Below are 18,426 nucleotides of genomic sequence, written 5' to 3'. Positions count from 1 at the left end.
CCGGCGCCCGAGATGTGTCGCTCAGCGCGAACTGAAGTGGCGCAGCACCCGGCTGCGGTCAGCGGGAACGGAAGTAGCGGTGCAGCGCGCGCTCGCGGATCGCGGCCGCGGCGAGCGCCCCGCCGAGCAGCGCGCCCACGAGCCCGAGGGACGCGATCGCGATCGCCTCGCGCACGATCGGCAGTGCGTCGTCGACGTCGAGGCCGCGCACCGACACCACCGCGACGCTCGTCGCGACCAGGGCCCCGACCGAGCCCCAGACCAGGTGCTGCAGGACGATGCCGAGGACCTGCGCGCACCGCGGCACCCCGACGTGCCGGTCGGAGGCCAGGGCGAGCCGGCGCCGTGCGACCGCTGCCGCGCCGATCGTCAGCCCCACGAGGGCCGCTGCCCCGAACGGGACGAGCACTGGCTGCCGCGCCGCGGGGGTGAAGACCGCGCCCAGGGTCGGGTTGAGCTGCCCGGCGGTGGGTCGGTCTTCGCCCTCGGCGCCGCTCGCCGGCAGGACGGTGCGCCGGAGCATCGAGACCGTGTCGTCGCGCTGCGGCCACACCGTCGCCCAGCAGGCGTCGAACGGCGACCCGTCGTCCACCGTCGGCGCGAGGACCGCGTACTCCAGGTCGGGGTCCCGGCCGTCGTCGGGGTGGTCGTACACACCGGCGACTCCGGTGCCCGCGCCGCCCACCCTCACGAGGCGATCGCCGGCAGCAAGACCCAGGGTCTCGTGCACCGTGGGCGAGATGATCACTCCCGCGGCCCCATCGGCAGCGGAGCCGCCGAGCAGGCCACGCACCCCGGCGGTCACCCCGTAGCTCGGGATCGCCGAGCCCGGCAGCGCGGCGGGGACGACCCCGGCGTCGAGGCGACGGAACGCGCCAGACGCGATGACCCCTTCGGCATCCGCGAGGGCATCGCACACGCGGCCGTCGATCCGGCCCTCGGCCCGCTGGACGGTCGTCGCCGCACCGCTCGCGACGAACACCGCAGCCGCCCGGACGTCACCGGCGACCGCAGCTGCGCGCATACCCACGACACCGCTGAGCAGCACCGCGAGGACGACAGCGGTCACGGCTGCCCACGAGGCTCCGGAGGCGATGTCACGCCACGCCTCCCGCCAGACCTCGGTCACCTGCATCCGGCGGGGGCTCATCGGTACCGCCCGAGGTCGAGCACTCCGTCGCAGGCGTCACGGGTCGCGTCGTCGTGCGTGGCGACGACGACGACCGTCCCCGACGCGGCGAGCGCGCCGATCCCACGGTTCACCTCGATCGCGGTTGCCCGGTCGAGTTGCGCCGTCGGCTCGTCGACCAGCATCAGACCCGGCGCACTCGCGATGGCGCGCGCGAGCATCAGGCGTTGCGCCTCACCACCGGACAGTTCGGCGAACCGCGCGTGCGCCCGCGAGCCGAGCCCGAAGCGCTCGAGGACCTCGAGCGCCCGGACGTCCGCGGTCCGACGATCCGCGCCCTGGGCGACGAACGGCAGCGCGACGTGGTCGAGCACGCGGCGGCGGGCCACCCCGTACGGGTTCTGGAAGACCCAGAGCGGCCGACAGCCCGGCGGACGGACGGCGGCACCGCGCGTCGGACGGAGCATCCCGGCGAGGATCGCGAGCAGCGTGGACTTGCCGGAACCACTCGGCCCGACGACCGCGGTCACGCTCCCCTCGGCGAAGGCGCGGTCGACGCGGTCGAACAGCACGGTGCCGTTCGGCCAGACATGTCCGACGCCCTCGAGCGTCACCGACACGAGCTGGACCGGTCCGGCGCGGCACGGATCCGGTCGAGCGTTCGTCCGCCGGGCACCCGGACGAACGACTGCCCGAGTTCCGACCCGAGGACCTCGACCCGGAGGGACCGCCCCGTCGTCGGTTGCACGCACGCCCGGTCGCCCTCGAGGTCCCAGAGGGCCGTCGGTGGCACCACCTGGACCGTTCGTGGCCGGCTGAGCGCCCACGTCGCGGCCACCGTCGGTGTGCCGTCGGCCGAAGCGACCGTCGCCGCGTACTCCGGCAGGGCGGTGATCGCGGCGAGGGACGTCGGCGACGAGACCACCCCGGCGGCGTCGATCGGGACGTCGGCGTTCCCGATCCGCAGCACGCGCTCCCCCGGCGCCGGATCAACCGGGAGCGCCTCGATGCGCGCACCGCGGAGTTCGGCCGGGAGTTCGACGAGGACACCGTCGGCGTCGACCGCCGCCCCGACGACGGCCACGCACGCCAGGACGGCGTTCTCGGCGGCTGGCACCCATGCGAACGGGTCACGCGGCACGACGTCGTCGGGCAGGTCGTCGCGGTCGACACCTCGGTCGACCAGGAACTGGAGCGCAGCTCGGAGCGTGCCCGGGCCGAGGACGCCGTCGATGCTCAGTCCGGCACCGAGGCGCGTGAGTTCCCGCTGCAACCCCGTGACGTCGGCCCCGCGGTCGCCGAGCTCGAGGTCGCGCCACAGCGGCTCGTCACTGGCGAGCGCGATCACCGGACGCCCGTCGACCCGCGCGAGGACGTCCCCACTCCGCACGGGTACCCCGGTCGAGCACGTCGACGTCGTCACCGTGCCGGTCCGCGACGTCACGACCGCCCGTGGGGCACCGGTGTCGAGTGCGAGCTGCACCTGTCGTTCATCGGCATCGGTGCGCTCGGTCACCCGGACGGTGCTCGCGGGAGCCGCTGTCCGGAGTGCAGCCGGCACCTCGGCCGGCACAGTGACCACGATGGCGGCGGCCGTCGCCGCCGCGACCACCATCGCCCCGAGCGCCAGGAGTGCGGCAGACGGGAAGCGCATCACTGCCGCCAGAGTCCGAGGGGGTCCAGCCGACACTGTACGGCTCCGGGGTCCCACGGCGAGAAGGAGAAGTTCCCGTCGTCGTTCTGGGTGCGCCATTCACGTTCGGTGTACGTGTCGTCGACGAGTCTCGCGGCACGGAGGCACGCGACGGTGATCGTTGCCTCGTCCTGCTTGTCCGGGTTCCGCCGGACTTCGTTGAACAGGTACGTCACGTCACTGTCGAAGTCCTTCGCGCACTTCGACTTCGAATCGTTGATGGCCGTTGCGTCTTCAGCCTTCCGCCCCGGGAGCGGCGACGCTTCGGACGTGCCGTCCTCTGCTGTCGTGTAGTCGTAGCCGAGATCCCGCATGCATGCGCTCATGCGGGACTGCGCATCTGCGACCTCCCGCGCCGAGATCGTTCCGTCCGACAGGATCTGCCGCTGGTACGGGCTGGTGTCGGAGGCTGATTCCGCGAACTCATCCGCCCACGGCCCGGCCGCGGAGAAGCCTGACGGATCGACGACCCGGGGCGCAGCATCTGCGGAGGCGCAGCCAGCGAGTGCCGTGGCGGCGATCACCACGACGACCGTTGCTCCTCGAGCACGGTTCCGAACCACCGCGTCAGGCCCGGACCATGCCGTACTGGGCGATGTTGGTCCAGCAGGCAGCCTCGTAGGACCACTTGTTGCCACCGACCACGTTCCCCCACTTCATCGTCCCGCTCTTCAGCCGGTTGAAGTGCTGAGCGCGGCCACACCCCGACTCGTTGAAGCCCTTGCTCTGCGTCACCTTCCGCCAGCACGTCGCAGCACTCGCCTCCGGCGCCGTCACGGTGTCGACTGCGATCCCGCCGCCCACGACACTCCCCAGGACGACCGCACCCAGTATGACGTTCTTGATCGACATCGATCTCCCCTTCGTTGCGACATCACCGTGATTTCACCGTTAACGTATTACCGGTCAGTAAGAGAACGCAACGACACCCACCACATCCGTGCAGGATGGACGCGTGACTGATGACATCCGGTGGGAGGTGGTCGAGGAGAGCTCCCTCTCGCTCCCGGACCACGAAGCGATCGCAGCACTGCTCGCGCAGGCGTTCCCGGACTGGTCCCACTGGTACGTGGGCGGCCGCAGCTGGTCCGGCATGCAGCCCGAACGCCGGGTCCTCGCCCGTGACCAAGACGGCGTCGTCCTGGCGCACGTCGGGATCCGCCGCATGTTCATCACGGTCGGCGGGCGCGATGTCCTGGTCGGAGACACCGGCCTCGTCGCCGTGTCGCCCAGGCTCCAGGGATCGGGCAAGGGCCGGGAACTCATGGAGCGCACGCACGCCGTGCTCGACGGGCTCGCGGTGCCGTACGGCTTCCTCGGCGCGGGCGAGAACCGCATCCCCTTCTACGCGAAGCTCGGCTGGCACGAGTTCCCCGAGGTCATCGGCACCTTCTCGGCGTTCACCGCCGAGGGCGCCGGCATCACGAACACGGAGCAGGGCGGCTGGATGGTGCGGCCGGTGGCCGCAGCCCTGGAGGACTGGCCGGCCGGCCCGATCTGGCTGAACGGACAAGAGGTCTAGGAAGAGGACTGGGCACATCCCCCGAGGCGGCCCGATCTGGCTGAACGGCCAAGAGGTCTAGAACGCAACGACAGACGGACGGGAGGCACGGTGCCAGCTGGCACCGTGCCTCCCGTCCGTCAGGTGGTGGACCGGGGCTCACGCCCCCGCGTCCACCGGACTACGCCTCGACCGCCACGGTCTCCGGGTCCTCGTTCGAACCCGGCGCGCTCGGCACGACCGCGGCGCGCACGCGCGCACCGAGGTCGGCGTCGACGTTCGTCCAGTACGCGAACACGCGCTCGCGCAGGTCGTCGCGCGTCACCTTCGAGACGTGACCGGCGATGTTGCCGACCAGGCGCTCACGGGCGGCGTCGTCGAGGACCTCTCGAACGAGCGTGCCGGCCTGACCGAAGTCGTCGTCCTCCGGGTGCAGGGTCGCGGCGGAACGCTGCAGCGCGCCGTCGGACTCCCAGCCGGGCACGTCGTCGGTCGCGGTCGGGTCGGCGTGTGCGCCACCGAGCGAGTTCGGCGCGTACACGGGCACCTCGGACTTCTGGAAGTCGAAGCGCATCGCGCCGTCCTTCGAGTACGAGTGCACCTCGTTCTTCGGGGCGTTGACCGGCAGCTGCGCGTGGTTGGTGCCGACGCGGTAGCGGTGGGCGTCCGCGTAGCTGAAGATGCGCGCGAGGAGCATCTTGTCCGGGCTGGCAGCGATGCCGGGAACGAAGTTCGAGGGGGCGAAGGTCGCCTGCTCGATCTCGGCGAAGTAGTTCTCCGGGTTGCGGTTGAGCTCCATCGTGCCGACCTCGATGAGCGGGTAGTCCGCGTGCGGCCACACCTTCGTCAGGTCGAACGGGTTGAAGCGGTAGGTCGCGGCGTCCTCGTAGGGCATGACCTGCACCTTGAGGGTCCAGCGCGGGTGGTCACCACGCTCGATCGCGGCGTGCAGGTCACGGATGTGGAAGTCCGCGTCTTCACCGGCGATGCGGTCGGCGTCCTCCTGCGTCAGGGTCTTGTGGCCCTGCTCGGTGATGAAGTGGTACTTCACCCAGAAGCGCTCGCCCTCGGCGTTGATCCACTGGTAGGTGTGCGAGCCGAAGCCGTCCATCTCGCGCCACGACGCGGGCAGGCCGCGGTCGCCCATCAGCCACGTGACCTGGTGCGCCGACTCGGGCGACAGGGTCCAGAAGTCCCACTGCATGTCGTGGTCGCGCAGGTGCGAGCCGGGCAGGCGCTTCTGCGAGCGGATGAAGTCCGGGAACTTGATGCCGTCGCGGATGAAGAAGACGGGGGTGTTGTTCCCGACGAGGTCGTAGTTGCCCTCGGACGTGTAGAACTTCAGCGCGAAACCGCGGGGGTCGCGCCACGTGTCGGGCGAACCCTGCTCACCGGCGACGGACGAGAAGCGCGTGAGCATCTCGGTCTGCTGGCCCGGCTGCAGGAACGCGGCGCGGGTGTACTTGCTGACGTCCTGCGTGACGGTGAAGGTACCGAAGGCGCCGCCGCCCTTCGCATGGACGACGCGCTCCGGCACACGCTCGCGGTTGAACTGGGCGAGCTTCTCGACCAGGTAGTGGTCGTGCAGCGCGAGGGGGCCGTCGGCCCCGACGCCCATCGAGTGCTCGTCGCTCGAGACGGGAGCGCCGGAGTTGGTGGTCGTGGTGGGGGTGCCGGCCGGCTGGCCGGGCGTCGTGTTCTGGTCGGACACGGTTCCTCCTTGGGTGGAACGGTTGGTTCGGTCAGGGGTGCTCGGGTGGTTCAGGGGACGCGCGGGGCGTCGGGGGCGACTGCGCTTGCGCCTGCGTCGGGCGCGTCTGCGCCCGAGTCGTCGCGCTCGGCCGCGGCGCAGCGCTCGCAGATGCCCCAGTAGGTGACCTCGGCGGTGGTGACGGCGAAGCCGTGCGCGTCCGACGGGGTCAGACAGGGCGAGTGCCCGACGGCGCAGTCGACGTCCTCGATCGCGCCGCACAGCGTGCAGACGACGTGGTGGTGGTTGTCCCCGGTCCGTCGCTCGTAGCGCGCGGGGCTGCCTGCCGGCTCGATGCGTCGGACGAGCCCGACGCCGGTGAGTGCGGCGAGGACCCCGTAGACGGCCTGGTGGCTGGTCGTCGGGAGTTCGGCGGTGAGTGCCGTGACGATGTCGTCGGCGGTGGCGTGCGGCATCGACTCGGTCGCGCGCAGCACCGCGAGTCGCGGTGTCGTCACCCGGAGGCCCGAGGTGCGGAGCAGATCGGCGTCGGCGTCCATGCTGAGCCTTTCTTTTGCAGGAATCAAGACAACACGGCCACTGTACACGAGCCGTCGTGGCGCGTACCCGTCGGAACACATTCCGCGACCGGTATGCGACGTGTCACGATCTGGCGGCGATCACCTGGAGGGACCCTGGAACGATCGGTCTGCACGCTAACGTCCCGACATGTCCACGAGCCACGGCCTGTCTGAACAGGCGAACAGCGCACCGGACGTCCGGGGGATCATCGCGAAGCGGGACCTGGTCGTCGACCTCATCCGGACGGCCTGCGTCGTCCTCGTCGTCATCGTGCACGTCACGATGGTCGGCGTCGCCGCCGACGACCAGGGGGTCCGGGTGACGAGCCCCCTGCAGGAACTCCCGTGGTACGTCGCCGCCACCTGGGTCGGGCAGGTGATGCCCCTCTTCTTCGTGGTCGGCGGCTTCGCGAGCGCAGTCGGCTGGCGCAGCACCGTCGCCCGCGGTGCGCCGAGCCCTGCTCGCGACTACCTGGCCACCCGCCTCGTGCGCCTGTTCCGGCCAGCGGTCCCGCTGTTCGTGTTCCTCGCGCTCGGGCTCGGTGTGGCCACGGCCGTCGGCACCCCGCCGGACCTCCTCGCCGAGGTCGCGTTCGGCATCGGCTCACCGCTCTGGTTCCTCGCCGCCTACGGCATCACGCAGTGCTGCGTGCCGCTGATGATGCGGTTCCACGAGCGCGCACCCTGGGCAACCCTCGGCGTGTTGCTCGTGCTCGCCGCGGTGGTCGATGCGGTCCGCCTGGCCACCGGGGTCGCCGAGGTCGGACTGCTCAACCTCGGGCCGGTGTGGCTCTTCACGCAGCAGCTCGGGTTCCTCTGGGCCGACGGGTGGTTCGCACGGCGGTCGAAGGCGCTCCTGCTCGCGGTGGCCGTCGCCGCCTACGCTCTGCTCGTCCCGATGACCTCGATCGGCTTGTGGGCACCGGACATGCTGCAGGACCTCAACCCGCCGATGCTCCCGCTGGCGTTCCTCGCGATCGCGCAGGCCTGCCTGGTCCAGCTCGTGCACGCCCCGCTCAGTCGCCTGATGCGCACCAGGGCCGCGCTCGGAGCCGTGTTCGTCCTCGGCCGCGACGGCATGACCATCTACCTGTGGCACCTGCCGCTGTTCATCGCGCTGAACGGGGTCGCCCTGCTGGTCGGGGTGCCGTTCCCGTCGCCGGGCTCGGGTGGGTGGTGGGCGTCCCGGCTGATCGCGCTGGTCGCGGTGCTCGCCGTCGCGCTCGGGGTTGCTCGCGCGCTCCGTTGGTTCGACCGCCCGCTCCCCCGGCTGCTGCCCTCGGCCGACCGCCCGTCCTGGCCGGTCGTCGCTGTCGCTGCGCTCTGCGCGATCGGTCCGGCGTTCCTGGTGATGCAGCTGCACCTGTCGTTCGGGATCGCGGTCATCGGCGCCGTGGCCGTGCCGATCGGGGTGTGGTTGCTCTCGCGGACCACGCCGGCCCGGGGCGTCACCCGGATCTGAAACGGTTCTCACCGTTCGGGGCCACTCGGGCCTGCACCGGCACACGCGCCGGGCAGAGGATGGCGGCAGGCCGATCCCCTGGAGGCACCCGACGCCGTCGACACCCGAGTTCTGGAGCACCTGGCGGTTCGATCCCCTGTCCGCGGTGATGATCGCCGTCGCCGCGGTCGCCTACGGCTGGTGGGTCGTCGCCGCCGCACGTCGCGGCGCACGCTGGCCCTGGTGGCGCACCCTCGCGTTCGGCGCGGCACTGGTGCTGTTCGGGATCCTGCAGTTCGGCAGCGTCGGCGTGTACGACCAGCAGCTGCGGTGGGCGTTCGTGCTGCGGTCCGCCCTGCTCTTCTTCGCGGTCCCCACCTTCGCCGCGCTCGGTGCGCCCGTCTCGTTGCTCCGGACAGGAGGCCCGGATCGCCTCGCGCACGCCGCCGATGCCGCCATGCGGTCGCGTCCAGTGCGCCTGCTCGGCAACGCGATCGTCGCGCCGCTCGTCGCCCTCGTCCTGTTCGGCCTGTTGCTGACACCGTTCGCGGCGGCCCTGCGCGAATCGTCCGTCTGGGCCGTCGTGATCACGGTGACGGTCCCGATGCTCGGGTTCGGGTTGCTCGCTCCGCTGTCCGAGCCCGGGGTGCTGCGGTCGTCGACGTTCGTCACCGCGGAGTTCCTGCTCGCCTTCGTGGAGCTGATGATCGACGCGGTGCCGGGCATCGTGCTCCGGATCACGAACCACGTGCTCGACGGGTCGGTGGTGCAGGCCGTGGGGCAGCCGTGGTTCCCGTCGCCGCTGCGCGACCAGCACCTGGCGGGCGACCTGCTGTGGTTCATCGCCGAGGTGGCGGACATCCCCGTGCTCATCTCGCTGTTCATCCGGTGGCAGCGGACCGATCGCCGCGAGGCCCACGCCGTCGACGCCCTGACCGACGAGCAGATCGACGAGTTGACGCGGGAGCACCTGCAGCGCCGGGGTTGAGCGCGCGGGCGGGGCGCCGACCCGGAACGACGACCTCGATGTCGTTCGACGTCGAGGGTGTCGCACCCCCGCGGCCGCAACTGTTGCAGACGCGGGACTGCGACGAACCCGTTGTCGTACGACGTCGACGGTGTCGCACCCCCGCGGCCGCAACGACTGCGCCGGGACCCCGGCTACACGCGGGCCCCGGGCCGCTCGTGGGAGCAGCCCGGGGCCCGGGTGGTCGGCGCGGGTCAGGCGTCGGCGTGCTTGCCGTGGTGGTCGATGGCGGCGAGCTCGGCCTCGGCCGTCGCCGGAGCAGCGGCCGCAGCGTGCACGCCGTGCTCGGTCGGCTTCGCGTCGCCCTCGGCCGGCGCAGTGCCCTCCGCGTCGGGCTGCGCGGTCACGCCACCGGTCTGCTGCCAGGCGACGGTCTGCTTCGGCTTCGCCAGGAACAGCGCCGCCACGATCGCCGCGATGAGCACGATCGCCGGAAGGAACAGCGACTCACCCATGGCCCGCGAGAACGGCTCGAGCAGGAACCCGGGCAGTCCGCCGACCTGCTGCTCGGCACCACCGGCGGAGGTCCCACCGGTCGAGGCCGGGAAGTTCGCGGTGATCCGGGCCTCCATCAGCGCCGCGATGCCGGCCGAACCGAGCACGGCACCGATCTGACGCGTCGTGTTGTAGACGCCCGAGCCGGCACCGGCCAGCTTCGGCGGCAGGTTGCGCGTCGCCGAGACGGACAGCGGACCCCACATGCAGGCGTTGGCGATGCCGAGGAGCGCGCTCGGCAGGAGCACCCATCCCCAGTCGGCACTCGACGACAGCAGGGCGCCGAACCAGAACAGTCCGGCCGAGAAGCACGCGAGACCGAACGCGGCGACCCAGCGCGGGTTCCACCGGTTGAGGTTCTTGCCGACGAGCGGTGCGAGGCCGGCGGACAGCACGGCCTGCGGCACGAGGAGCAGTGCCGCCTGGGTCGGCGAGAACCGCAGGACGTCCTGCGCCCAGAGCATGATCGGTAGCGCGAACGAGGCGATCGCGACACCGACGGCCGTGATGGCGACGTTGGCCAGGGTGAAGTTGCGGTCCTTGAACAGGCCGAGGGGCAGCAGCGGCTCACCCTTCTGCACGCCCTGCCAGACGACGAACCCGGCGAGCACCACGAGCCCGACGATGATGAGCGACCACACCGAGATCGGTCCGGCGATGACGCCCCAGTCGTAGGTCTCGCCTTCCTGGATGCCGAAGACGAGCAGGAACAGGCCGGCCGCGGACAGGAAGATGCCGAGGTAGTCGAAGCGGTGCCCGTGACGGTCGAACGACGGCACGAAGCGCTGCGCGAGGACGAACGCCACGACACCGACGGGGACGTTCACGAAGAAGATCCACTCCCAGCCGAAGCCGTCGACGAGCAGGCCGCCGACGATCGGGCCGACGAGCGAGGCGACACCGGCGACGGCGCCCCAGAGACCCATCGCGGCACCGCGGTTCTGCGGCGGGAAGATGCGCGTGATGACGGACATCGTCTGCGGGCTCATCATCGCGGCGCCGAGGCCCTGCACGACGCGGGCCACGATGAGCATCTCGATCGAGCCGGCCAGACCGCACCAGAGGCTGGCGAGCGTGAAGACGACGAGGCCGATCTGGTACATGACCTTCGGGCCGAAGCGGTCACCGAGGCGGCCGGTGATGAGCAGCGGCACCGCGTAGGCGAGCAGGTACGCGCTCGTCACCCAGATCACGGAGTTGATGTCCGCGTCGAGCTTCTGGGCGATGGTGGGGGTGGCGACCGACACGATGGTCGAGTCGACGAGGATCATGAAGAAGCCGACGACGAGCGCCCAGAGCGCGGGCCACGGCTTCTTCTCGGTCGTCCGCGGAGGCGTGACGGTGGTCATCGAGTGGTGTCCTTGCTGTTCGTGGGGAAGTCAGTGTCTGTGGAGACGGCCGGGCCGTCCCATGGGAGGTCGCCGCTGGCGATGCGGTCGACGGTGGTGCTGAGCCACTCGATCTGCGCGGCGAGCATCGCACGGACGTACGACACGTCGAGCCAGTACCGCTCGGTCAGCTGCTTGGCCTGCACGCGCTGGAGTGCCTGGTCGTAGTCGTCGCGCTCCTGTTCGAGTGCGACGATCCGGGCCCGGACGGCATCGACCGCCTCGGAGTGCGGCAGGTTCTCGAGCACGGAGAGGGCCAGGTGGAACTCCGGGTACTCGTCCGCGGGCTCCGCCACCATGCGGCGGAGGCCGTCCGCGAGTGCTGCGCGGCCGGCTTCGGTGATCGTGTAGGTGGTGCGTTCCGGCCGGTTGCCGTCGCGGTCGGTGCCCACGACCTCGGCGAACCCGAGCTCGGCGAGGCGGCCGACCTGGTGGTACAGGGTGCCCGGGCGGACCTTGACGTTCCGCTCCTCCTGCCGGTGGACCATCGTCTGGAACATCTCGTACGGGTGCATCGGTGCCTCGTTCAGCAGGTCGAGCGCGGCGAACGCGAGGGGCGTGAGCGACGCCATGCGGGCCTCCTGACGGATCGATGCGGCAGTCTTCCGACTGGACTATTCGACTTCGAATATACGGAGTCGAACACAGGTGAGCAAACGCACAGCACGTTCTCCACAGGAGGCCCGGATCCGTCCCGGCGTGTCGCGCGCGCCCCGTAGACTGGTCCCGTCCCCCACCCCTGAAGCGCTGGAGAGAACACGTGCCAACGATCGTCGTCGAGGTCATGCCCAAGGCTGAGATCCTCGACCCCCAGGGCAAGGCGGTGGGCAACGCCCTCGCCCGTCTGGGCAAGGCCGACCTGACCAACGTCCGCATCGGCAAGCGCTTCGAGGTGACCGTCGACGGCCCCGTCGACGACGCCAAGCTGGCCGAGGTCCGCGACATCGCCGCCGACGTCTTCTCGAACGCGGTCATCGAGGACGTCGTCTCCGTGACCGTCGAAGGTCAGTGACCCGGATGCGCATCGGCGTCATCACCTTCCCCGGCTCCCTCGACGACCGTGACGCCCAGCGCGCGGTCCGTCTCGCCGGTGCCGACCCCGTCGCCCTCTGGCACGGCGACCACGACCTGCAGGGCGTCGACGCCATCGTGCTGCCCGGCGGGTTCTCGTACGGCGACTACCTGCGCGCCGGAGCGATCGCCGCGAAGGCGCCGATCATGGCCGAGGTCATCGACGCCGCCGGCAAGGGCATGCCCGTGCTCGGCATCTGCAACGGTTTCCAGATGCTGGCCGAGGCCCGCCTGGTCCCCGGGGCCCATACCCGCAACGCGCACCAGCAGTTCATCCGCCGCGACCAGAAGCTCCGCGTCGAGACCACCTCGACCGCCTGGACCTCCGGGTTCACCGCGCAGCAGGAGATCACGATCCCGCTCAAGAACGCCGACGGCCGGTTCGTCGCCGACGCCGACGAGATCAAGCGCATCGAGGACAACGGCCAGGTCGTGTTCCGCTACGTCGGCGTGAACCCGAACGGGTCGATCGACGACATCGCGGGCGTCTCGAACGAGCGCGGCAACGTCGTGGGCCTGATGCCGCACCCCGAGCACGCGACCGAGCCCGGCTTCGGCCCGGACACCGCCGCTGCCATGGCCTCCGGCACGGACGGCCTCACCTTCTTCACCTCCGTGATCGAGTCGACGCTCGTCAAGTGACGGCCGCGACTCCAGTGACAGGGAACGACAACACCGTGACGACTTACGTGCGCCCGAAGCCCGACACCGTGCAGGATGCCGCGGCGACTCCCGACAAGGACCAGCCGTACGACGCGCTCGGCCTGAAGCCGGACGAGTACGCCCGCATCAAGGAGATCCTCGGCCGCCGCCCCACCTCGGGCGAGCTGGCGATGTACTCCGTCATGTGGTCCGAGCACTGCTCCTACAAGTCCTCGAAGAACTACCTCCGTCAGTTCGGCAAGAAGGTCACGCCGGAGATGACGAAGAACCTGATGGTCGGCATGGGCGAGAACGCCGGTGTCGTCGACGTCGGCAACGGCTGGGCGGTGACCTTCAAGGTCGAGTCGCACAACCACCCGTCCTACGTCGAGCCGTACCAGGGCGCCGCGACCGGCGTCGGCGGCATCGTCCGCGACATCATCTCGATGGGTGCCCGCCCGGTCGCCGTGATGGACCAGCTCCGCTTCGGCGCGATCGACCACGAGGACACCGCACGCGTCGTGCACGGCGTCGTTGGTGGCATCTCGTTCTACGGCAACTGCCTCGGCCTGCCGAACATCGGCGGCGAGACCTACTTCGACCCGGTGTACCAGGGCAATCCGCTGGTCAACGCCCTGGCGGTCGGCGTCCTGCGGCACGAGGACCTGCACCTGGCGAACGCGTCCGGTGCCGGCAACAAGGTCGTGCTGTTCGGTGCCCGCACCGGTGGCGACGGCATCGGCGGCGCGTCGATCCTGGCGTCCGACACCTTCACCGAGGGCGGCCCGACCAAGCGTCCCGCCGTCCAGGTCGGCGACCCCTTCGCCGAGAAGGTCCTGATCGAGTGCTGCCTCGAGCTGTTCCAGAAGGAACTGGTCGAGGGCATCCAGGACCTCGGCGCCGCGGGCATCTCCTGCGCCACGTCCGAGCTCGCGAGCAACGGCGACGGCGGCATGCACATCTCGCTCGACGACGTCCTGCTGCGCGACCCCACGCTCACGGCCGAAGAGATCCTGATGTCGGAGAGCCAGGAGCGCATGATGGCGGTCGTCCGCCCCGACAAGCTCGACGAGTTCCTCGCCGTGGTCGGCAAGTGGGAGGTCGAGACCAGCGTCCTCGGCGAGGTCACCGGCACCGGCCGTCTCGTCATCGACTGGCAGGGCCAGGAGATCGTCAACGTCGACCCGCGCACCGTCGCCGTCGACGGCCCGGTCTACGACCGCCCGGTCGCCTACCCGACCTGGATCGACGCGCTGCAGGCCGACACCGCGGCGTCGCTCGACCGTCCGGCCGACGGCCCCGCGCTCAAGGCGCAGTTCCTCAGCCTGCTCGGTTCGCCGAACCTGGCGTCGAAGAACTGGGTCACGAACCAGTACGACACCTACGTGCTCGGCAACACGGCCCTGTCCTTCCCCGACGACGGTGGCATGATCCGCGTCGACGAGGAAACGGGGCTCGGTGTCGCCATCGCCACCGACGCCAACGGTCGCTACTGCCAGCTCGACCCGAAGCTGGGCGCGCGTCTGGCCCTGGCCGAGGCGTACCGGAACGTCGCCGTGACCGGTGCCGTCCCCGCTGCGGTCACCGACTGCCTGAACTTCGGCTCCCCCGAGAACCCCGAGGTCATGTGGCAGTTCTCCGAGGCGGTCGAGGGACTGGCCGACGGCTGCATGGAGCTCGGCATCCCCGTCACCGGCGGCAACGTGTCGTTCTACAACCAGACCGGCTCGACCCCGATCCACCCGACCCCGGTCGTCGGTGTGCTCGGTGTCATCGACGACGTCGCCAAGCGCGTCCCGTCGGGCTGGCAGGACGACGGCCACAACATCTACCTGCTCGGCACCACGAGCCTCGAGCTCGACGGTTCGGCCTGGGCCGGCACGGTGCACGGACACCTCGGCGGTCGTCCGCCGGCGGTGGACCTCGGTCGCGAGAAGGAGCTCGCCGAGCTGCTCTTCGCAGCGAGTGGCGAGCAGCTGCTGACGAGTGCGCACGACCTGGCGGACGGTGGCCTCGGCCAGTCGCTCGCCGAGTCGGTGCTCCGCTTCGGCCTCGGCGCCCGCGTGGTCCTCGACGAGCTCGAGTCCCGCGACGGCGTCGACACGGCGACCGCGCTGTTCTCCGAGTCGACCGGTCGCGTCATCGTGACCGTCCGGCGCGAGGACGACGTCCGCTTCCAGGGCCTGTGCGCCGGTCGGGGCTTCCCGGTCCTGCGCATCGGCGTGACCGACGCCACGTCGAACGCGCTCGAGGTCCAGGGTGCGTTCACGGCGACGCTCGACGAGCTCCGCGGTACGCACAACGCGACGCTGCCGGCCCGCTTCGGCGACGTGATCGTCGAGGACGTCACCGAGGGGTACGTCGGCCGTGGGCCGCTCGACTCCGACGGTGCGTTCTCGCCGCGCACGGACTCCTAGGCCGGGCGGACACCGCGTGCCCATCGTCACCCTGCCCTTCGCGGAGCTCGTCGACCGGTTCGGCCCCGTGCCGGACGGCATCGAGCTGGACGTGTGGGACGTCGAGGCGCCGTACGGTCGCCCGGACGACGTCGCAATCACGTTCCTGCCGTTCTACTTCGGTGGACGGCACCGCTGGCAGTTCGTGCACGACCTGCCGGCGCTCGAGCTCCTGCAGCTGCCGAGCGCCGGCTACGAGCACGCGGTGCCGCACGTGCCCGGTCATGCCCAGCTGGCGAACGGTCGGGGGATCCACGACGACGAGACCGCCGAGCTCGCCGTCGGCCTGGCGCTGACCTCGCTGCGCGAGCTCGGGGCGTTCCAGGCCGATCGCGCCAACGGTGTCTGGGACGCCCGGAAGACCCGTTCCCTGGCCGACCGCCGGGTCACGGTCGTCGGCTACGGCGCGATCGGGTCGGCGATCGCCACCCGGTTCGAGGCGTTCCGCACCGACGTCACCGTGGTGGCCCGTACGGCTCGCGACCAGGACGGTCGCCACGTGCACGCGTTCGGCGAGCTGCCCGAGCTGGCACCGACGACGGACGTCCTCGTGCTCATCGCGCCGCTGACGGACGAGACCGAACGGCTGGTCGACGCCGAGCTGCTGGCCGCGCTGCCCGACGGCGCCCTGGTGGTGAACGTCGCCCGCGGCAAGGTCGTCGACACCGATGCGCTGGTGGCGGAGCTGGAGTCCGAGCGACTGTTCGCGGCACTCGACGTCACCGATCCCGAGCCCCTGCCCGACGGCCACCCGCTGTGGACGACGCCGAACACGGTCCTCACGCCGCACGTCGGGGGCAACACCGACCTGAGCGTCCCGCGGTCGATCGAGCTGATGCGTCGGCAGGTCGCAGCGCTGGCCGAGGGTCGCCCGTTCGAGAACCTGATCGAGCGCTAGCGACCCGTCGGCGTCAGTCCAGTCGGAGTGCCATGCCGAGACTCGGCGCGACGTCGTCGAACCCGAGCGATCGGTACAGCCGCTGACCGGGCGGATCCCCGACGAGCGTGACGTAGGCACCGGCGGGTGCTCGGTCGCGGACATCCTCGAGCAGCCACTCGACCACACGGCGTCCGAGCCCACGGCGCTGGTGGTCGGGATCGGTGGCGATGTCGGCGATGTGGAAGTACCACCCGCCGTCGCCGATCGTCCGGCCCATCGCCACCGGTGTGCCGCCGGCGTCCACGACGTGGCACGCCGACCAACTGCCGGCGATCGCCCCGGCGCCCTGCTCGGCGTTCTTCGGTGAGAGTCCGGAGTCCTGGCGCAGACGCAGGTAGTCCGCCAGCGGCGGTGCCCCGACGACCAGGGTGTACGGGTCGACCTCGGTCATGGTCAGAGCGGGACGATGCACGTCGGGGTCCCGACGGCGATCTGCTCCACGGCCTCGCCCGGCACACCGTCGGCACCGATCGGCAGCACGGCGATGGCGTCCGACCGCTCGTTGGCGACGAGCACGTACCCCGGCACCCGGGCGAAGTGGCGCGGCCAGGCACCCCCGCACGAGGCGGACCCGACGAGCGCGAGCCCGTCGTCGGCAGCGTCGAGCACGACGATCAGGTCGCGGCCACGGACGGCGACGGTGACGAGTCCGGCATCGTCGACCTCGATGTGGCTGAGGAGCGACTCCCCCACGGCACCCTCGAACGTCGGGGTCGAGGCGATCGTCACGAGCGAGCCGGACTCGTCGCGGCGGAGTCGGTGGACCGCGCCGTCGAGCTCACCGGCGACGACCAGGTCGCCTGCGTACCAGGCCAGGTGCCGCGGACCGACGCCGGGCGCCACGTGGTGCACGCGCAGCGCCTCGAGCGTGGGGACGCCGCCGGCTGACACGGTCACGCGGAACTCGTGCAGCGCGTCGCCACCCAGGTCGGCGACGAGCACCGTGCCGTCCGGCGTCGCGACGGACTGGTGCGCGTGCGGCGCATCCTGCCGGTCCTGCACCGGGCCGGTGGCGGCGGGCAGGGTCGCGACTGCGATGGCCGAGGCAGGGACCGCGAGCCGGTCGGTTCGGCCGTGCACGCCGTCTGCGGGCAGGACGACGCCGTCGCTCGCGAGCACCGAGGCGGAGAACGACTCGGCCGCCGCCAGGGACACGGCGGTGACGGTGCCGGAGACGTAGTTGGTGACGATGAGCGCCCCGGACGGGTCGACCCGCAGGTGGCACGGGGCGTCACCGCCGGCGGAGGCGTCCCACAGGTGTTCGAGCGCGCCGTTCTGCATCCGGAAGGCGGAGACGCCGCCGTCGTTCGTCTCGGACACGGCGTAGACACGGTCGCCCGACACAGCGAGGAACGAGGGATCGTCGAGCACCGCGACGGTACGAGCGCCCGCGCCCGCGCGGGCAGCCCCGCCGTCGACCAGGGAGATGCCGGTCGCGTTCCCGCCGCCGGTGGCGGTGTAGGAACCGACGAGCAGGGTCGGCAGGTCGACGCTCATTCGTCGCGTCCGGCGATGCGCTCGTGGTGGTGGATGACCTCGGCGACGATGAAGTTGAGGAACTTCTCGGCGAACGCGGGGTCGAGGTGCGCCTCGGCGGCGAGGCTGCGGAGCCGTGCGACCTGGATCTGTTCGCGGTCCGGGTCGGCGGCGGGCATGCCCGATTCGGCCTTCAGGTGCCCCACTCGCTGGGTGTACTTGAAGCGCTCGGCGAGCATGTGGATGACGGCGGCGTCGATGTTGTCGATGCTCTGCCGGATGCTCCGGAGTTCGGCGACAGCCGTCGCTTCGGCCGTCGCTTCGGGCTCGGGCGGGGTGACGTCGTCGCTCATGCCCCGAGCCTACTGGCGGACGCGCAGCCGAACCCCGCCGACGCCTGCGAGAATGAGCACATGTCGGTCTTGCTCGTGATCTCGGGCGTGTGTGCGGTCCTCGCTGGCCTCGTCCACGTGTACATCTGGTTCCTCGAATCCATCATCTGGACGAGTCCACGCGCCCGCAAGGTGTTCGGCATCGCGACCGAGACCGAGGCCGACGCGACCCGCTCCCTCGCGTTCAACCAGGGGTTCTACAACCTGTTCCTGGCGATCGGCGCGATCCTCGGTGTCGTGCTGGTGCTGGCGGGCAACACCGCGACCGGCTGGACCCTCGTCGTGTTCTCGACCGCGAGCATGCTCGGCGCCGCGGTGATCCTGGTCGGCTCCGGCCGCAAGTACGTCAACTCCGCGTTCAAGCAGGGCACGCTCCCGTTGATCGCCCTGCTCTTCGCGCTGCTCGGCTCGAGCTTCCCCGTCTGAGCCGTCTGAGCCGTCTGAGCCGTCTGAGCCGTCTCGACCAGACCGTCAGCCCCGCCACGCAAAAGCGACAGGGTGCCA

General features: G+C 70.9%; 20 protein-coding genes. 8 read left to right on the top strand and 12 right to left on the bottom strand.

The window, feature by feature from the left end:
• Nucleotides 1-58: 58 nt before the first annotated feature.
• The 5 genes from M4960_RS15130 to M4960_RS15110 all read right to left on the bottom strand — a co-directional run bounded on the left by M4960_RS15130 (nucleotide 59) and on the right by M4960_RS15110 (nucleotide 3,674).
• Nucleotides 59-1,150, bottom strand: coding sequence for a hypothetical protein (locus M4960_RS15130; RefSeq protein ID WP_248704671.1), 1,092 nt, complete (start codon nucleotides 1,148-1,150; stop codon nucleotides 59-61).
• Entirely contained in the window at nucleotides 1,147-1,749 is a 603-nt protein-coding gene (locus tag M4960_RS15125; RefSeq protein ID WP_131880723.1) for an ABC transporter ATP-binding protein, read from the bottom strand. Before M4960_RS15125 ends, M4960_RS15130 begins: the two co-directional genes overlap by 4 nt.
• A complete protein-coding gene (locus tag M4960_RS15120) occupies nucleotides 1,740-2,783 on the bottom strand; it encodes a peptidoglycan-binding protein (protein WP_248704670.1) in 1,044 nt (347 codons plus the stop codon). The genes M4960_RS15125 and M4960_RS15120 overlap by 10 nt, the downstream gene beginning before the upstream one ends.
• Nucleotides 2,783-3,136, bottom strand: coding sequence for a hypothetical protein (locus tag M4960_RS15115; RefSeq protein WP_248704669.1), 354 nt, complete (start codon nucleotides 3,134-3,136; stop codon nucleotides 2,783-2,785). Before M4960_RS15115 ends, M4960_RS15120 begins: the two co-directional genes overlap by 1 nt.
• Before the next feature lie 253 nt (nucleotides 3,137-3,389).
• Entirely contained in the window at nucleotides 3,390-3,674 is a 285-nt protein-coding gene (locus M4960_RS15110; protein WP_248704668.1) for a hypothetical protein, read from the bottom strand.
• 103 nt (nucleotides 3,675-3,777) lie between these two features.
• Between M4960_RS15110 and M4960_RS15105 the strand changes: the two genes are divergently transcribed.
• Nucleotides 3,778-4,344, top strand: coding sequence for a GNAT family N-acetyltransferase (locus tag M4960_RS15105; RefSeq protein WP_248704667.1), 567 nt, complete (start codon nucleotides 3,778-3,780; stop codon nucleotides 4,342-4,344).
• A 160-nt stretch (nucleotides 4,345-4,504) separates the two neighbouring features.
• On the opposite strand, the gene M4960_RS15100 is transcribed toward M4960_RS15105, so the two are convergent.
• Together M4960_RS15100 and M4960_RS15095 are read right to left on the bottom strand one after the other, a co-directional pair.
• The gene (locus tag M4960_RS15100) at nucleotides 4,505-6,034 is read right to left on the bottom strand and encodes a catalase (protein ID WP_308222016.1); all 1,530 of its coding nucleotides are present in this window, start codon (nucleotides 6,032-6,034) and stop codon (nucleotides 4,505-4,507) included.
• 50 nt (nucleotides 6,035-6,084) lie between these two features.
• Nucleotides 6,085-6,573 (bottom strand): Fur family transcriptional regulator, encoded by a 489-nt coding sequence (locus tag M4960_RS15095; protein ID WP_248704666.1) that lies wholly within the window; start codon nucleotides 6,571-6,573, stop codon nucleotides 6,085-6,087.
• A 169-nt stretch (nucleotides 6,574-6,742) separates the two neighbouring features.
• Here M4960_RS15095 and M4960_RS15090 point away from each other — a divergent pair, with 169 nt between their 5' ends.
• Nucleotides 6,743-8,056 carry an acyltransferase gene (locus tag M4960_RS15090; protein WP_248704665.1) on the top strand — a complete coding sequence of 438 codons (1,314 nt, stop codon included), beginning with the start codon at nucleotides 6,743-6,745 and terminating at the stop codon, nucleotides 8,054-8,056.
• 148 nt (nucleotides 8,057-8,204) lie between these two features.
• The gene (locus tag M4960_RS15085) at nucleotides 8,205-9,023 is read left to right on the top strand and encodes a cytochrome c oxidase assembly protein (protein WP_248704798.1); all 819 of its coding nucleotides are present in this window, start codon (nucleotides 8,205-8,207) and stop codon (nucleotides 9,021-9,023) included.
• 233 nt (nucleotides 9,024-9,256) lie between these two features.
• Here M4960_RS15085 and M4960_RS15080 read toward each other — a convergent pair whose 3' ends face one another.
• Together M4960_RS15080 and M4960_RS15075 are read right to left on the bottom strand one after the other, a co-directional pair.
• The gene (locus M4960_RS15080) at nucleotides 9,257-10,906 is read right to left on the bottom strand and encodes a DHA2 family efflux MFS transporter permease subunit (protein ID WP_123671983.1); all 1,650 of its coding nucleotides are present in this window, start codon (nucleotides 10,904-10,906) and stop codon (nucleotides 9,257-9,259) included.
• On the bottom strand, nucleotides 10,903-11,517 hold the full coding sequence (locus tag M4960_RS15075) for a PadR family transcriptional regulator (protein WP_248704664.1): 615 nt from the start codon (nucleotides 11,515-11,517) through the stop codon (nucleotides 10,903-10,905). The genes M4960_RS15080 and M4960_RS15075 overlap by 4 nt, the downstream gene beginning before the upstream one ends.
• A gap of 188 nt (nucleotides 11,518-11,705) precedes the next feature.
• Between M4960_RS15075 and purS the strand changes: the two genes are divergently transcribed.
• Genes purS through M4960_RS15055 form a run of 4 tightly spaced genes read left to right on the top strand, consistent with a single transcriptional unit; the run spans nucleotide 11,706 to nucleotide 16,012 of the window.
• Entirely contained in the window at nucleotides 11,706-11,957 is a 252-nt protein-coding gene (gene purS, locus M4960_RS15070) for a phosphoribosylformylglycinamidine synthase subunit PurS (protein ID WP_017886272.1), read from the top strand.
• 5 nt (nucleotides 11,958-11,962) lie between these two features.
• Entirely contained in the window at nucleotides 11,963-12,658 is a 696-nt protein-coding gene (gene purQ / locus M4960_RS15065; RefSeq protein WP_111085606.1) for a phosphoribosylformylglycinamidine synthase subunit PurQ, read from the top strand.
• A 35-nt stretch (nucleotides 12,659-12,693) separates the two neighbouring features.
• On the top strand, nucleotides 12,694-15,075 hold the full coding sequence (gene purL / locus M4960_RS15060; protein WP_248704663.1) for a phosphoribosylformylglycinamidine synthase subunit PurL: 2,382 nt from the start codon (nucleotides 12,694-12,696) through the stop codon (nucleotides 15,073-15,075).
• A gap of 16 nt (nucleotides 15,076-15,091) precedes the next feature.
• A complete protein-coding gene (locus M4960_RS15055; RefSeq protein WP_248704662.1) occupies nucleotides 15,092-16,012 on the top strand; it encodes a 2-hydroxyacid dehydrogenase in 921 nt (306 codons plus the stop codon).
• A gap of 13 nt (nucleotides 16,013-16,025) precedes the next feature.
• On the opposite strand, the gene M4960_RS15050 is transcribed toward M4960_RS15055, so the two are convergent.
• From M4960_RS15050 to M4960_RS15040, 3 genes are read right to left on the bottom strand one after another with little or no spacing between them, the layout of a single operon-like run.
• On the bottom strand, nucleotides 16,026-16,445 hold the full coding sequence (locus M4960_RS15050; protein WP_123293631.1) for a GNAT family N-acetyltransferase: 420 nt from the start codon (nucleotides 16,443-16,445) through the stop codon (nucleotides 16,026-16,028).
• Between the two features lie 2 nt (nucleotides 16,446-16,447).
• On the bottom strand, nucleotides 16,448-17,551 hold the full coding sequence (locus tag M4960_RS15045; protein WP_248704661.1) for a beta-propeller fold lactonase family protein: 1,104 nt from the start codon (nucleotides 17,549-17,551) through the stop codon (nucleotides 16,448-16,450).
• A complete protein-coding gene (locus tag M4960_RS15040) occupies nucleotides 17,548-17,883 on the bottom strand; it encodes a chorismate mutase (protein WP_123293629.1) in 336 nt (111 codons plus the stop codon). The genes M4960_RS15045 and M4960_RS15040 overlap by 4 nt, the downstream gene beginning before the upstream one ends.
• A gap of 60 nt (nucleotides 17,884-17,943) precedes the next feature.
• Between M4960_RS15040 and M4960_RS15035 the strand changes: the two genes are divergently transcribed.
• On the top strand, nucleotides 17,944-18,348 hold the full coding sequence (locus M4960_RS15035; protein WP_123293628.1) for a DUF1304 domain-containing protein: 405 nt from the start codon (nucleotides 17,944-17,946) through the stop codon (nucleotides 18,346-18,348).
• Nucleotides 18,349-18,426: the final 78 nt, after the last annotated feature.

Origin of the sequence: Curtobacterium sp. MWU13-2055 (assembly GCF_023242305.1) — a bacterium.
Taxonomy (GTDB): domain Bacteria; phylum Actinomycetota; class Actinomycetes; order Actinomycetales; family Microbacteriaceae; genus Curtobacterium.
The sequence above is the reverse complement of the archived record's forward strand: the minus strand, read 5'-3'. Positions and strand labels throughout refer to the sequence as shown.

Coding starts and splice junctions, on each gene's coding strand:
- M4960_RS15120 (WP_248704670.1), bottom strand. CDS start 2,783: ATGCGCTTCCCGTCTGCCGCACTCCTGGCGCTCGGGGCGATGGTGGTC.
- M4960_RS15115 (WP_248704669.1), bottom strand. CDS start 3,136: ATGCGGGATCTCGGCTACGACTACACGACAGCAGAGGACGGCACGTCC.
- M4960_RS15050 (WP_123293631.1), bottom strand. CDS start 16,445: ATGACCGAGGTCGACCCGTACACCCTGGTCGTCGGGGCACCGCCGCTG.
- purQ (WP_111085606.1), top strand. CDS start 11,963: ATGCGCATCGGCGTCATCACCTTCCCCGGCTCCCTCGACGACCGTGAC.
- M4960_RS15085 (WP_248704798.1), top strand. CDS start 8,205: ATGATCGCCGTCGCCGCGGTCGCCTACGGCTGGTGGGTCGTCGCCGCC.
- M4960_RS15040 (WP_123293629.1), bottom strand. CDS start 17,883: ATGAGCGACGACGTCACCCCGCCCGAGCCCGAAGCGACGGCCGAAGCG.
- M4960_RS15035 (WP_123293628.1), top strand. CDS start 17,944: ATGTCGGTCTTGCTCGTGATCTCGGGCGTGTGTGCGGTCCTCGCTGGC.
- M4960_RS15075 (WP_248704664.1), bottom strand. CDS start 11,517: ATGGCGTCGCTCACGCCCCTCGCGTTCGCCGCGCTCGACCTGCTGAAC.
- M4960_RS15045 (WP_248704661.1), bottom strand. CDS start 17,551: ATGAGCGTCGACCTGCCGACCCTGCTCGTCGGTTCCTACACCGCCACC.
- M4960_RS15110 (WP_248704668.1), bottom strand. CDS start 3,674: ATGTCGATCAAGAACGTCATACTGGGTGCGGTCGTCCTGGGGAGTGTC.
- M4960_RS15080 (WP_123671983.1), bottom strand. CDS start 10,906: ATGACCACCGTCACGCCTCCGCGGACGACCGAGAAGAAGCCGTGGCCC.
- M4960_RS15130 (WP_248704671.1), bottom strand. CDS start 1,150: ATGAGCCCCCGCCGGATGCAGGTGACCGAGGTCTGGCGGGAGGCGTGG.
- M4960_RS15095 (WP_248704666.1), bottom strand. CDS start 6,573: ATGGACGCCGACGCCGATCTGCTCCGCACCTCGGGCCTCCGGGTGACG.
- M4960_RS15090 (WP_248704665.1), top strand. CDS start 6,743: ATGTCCACGAGCCACGGCCTGTCTGAACAGGCGAACAGCGCACCGGAC.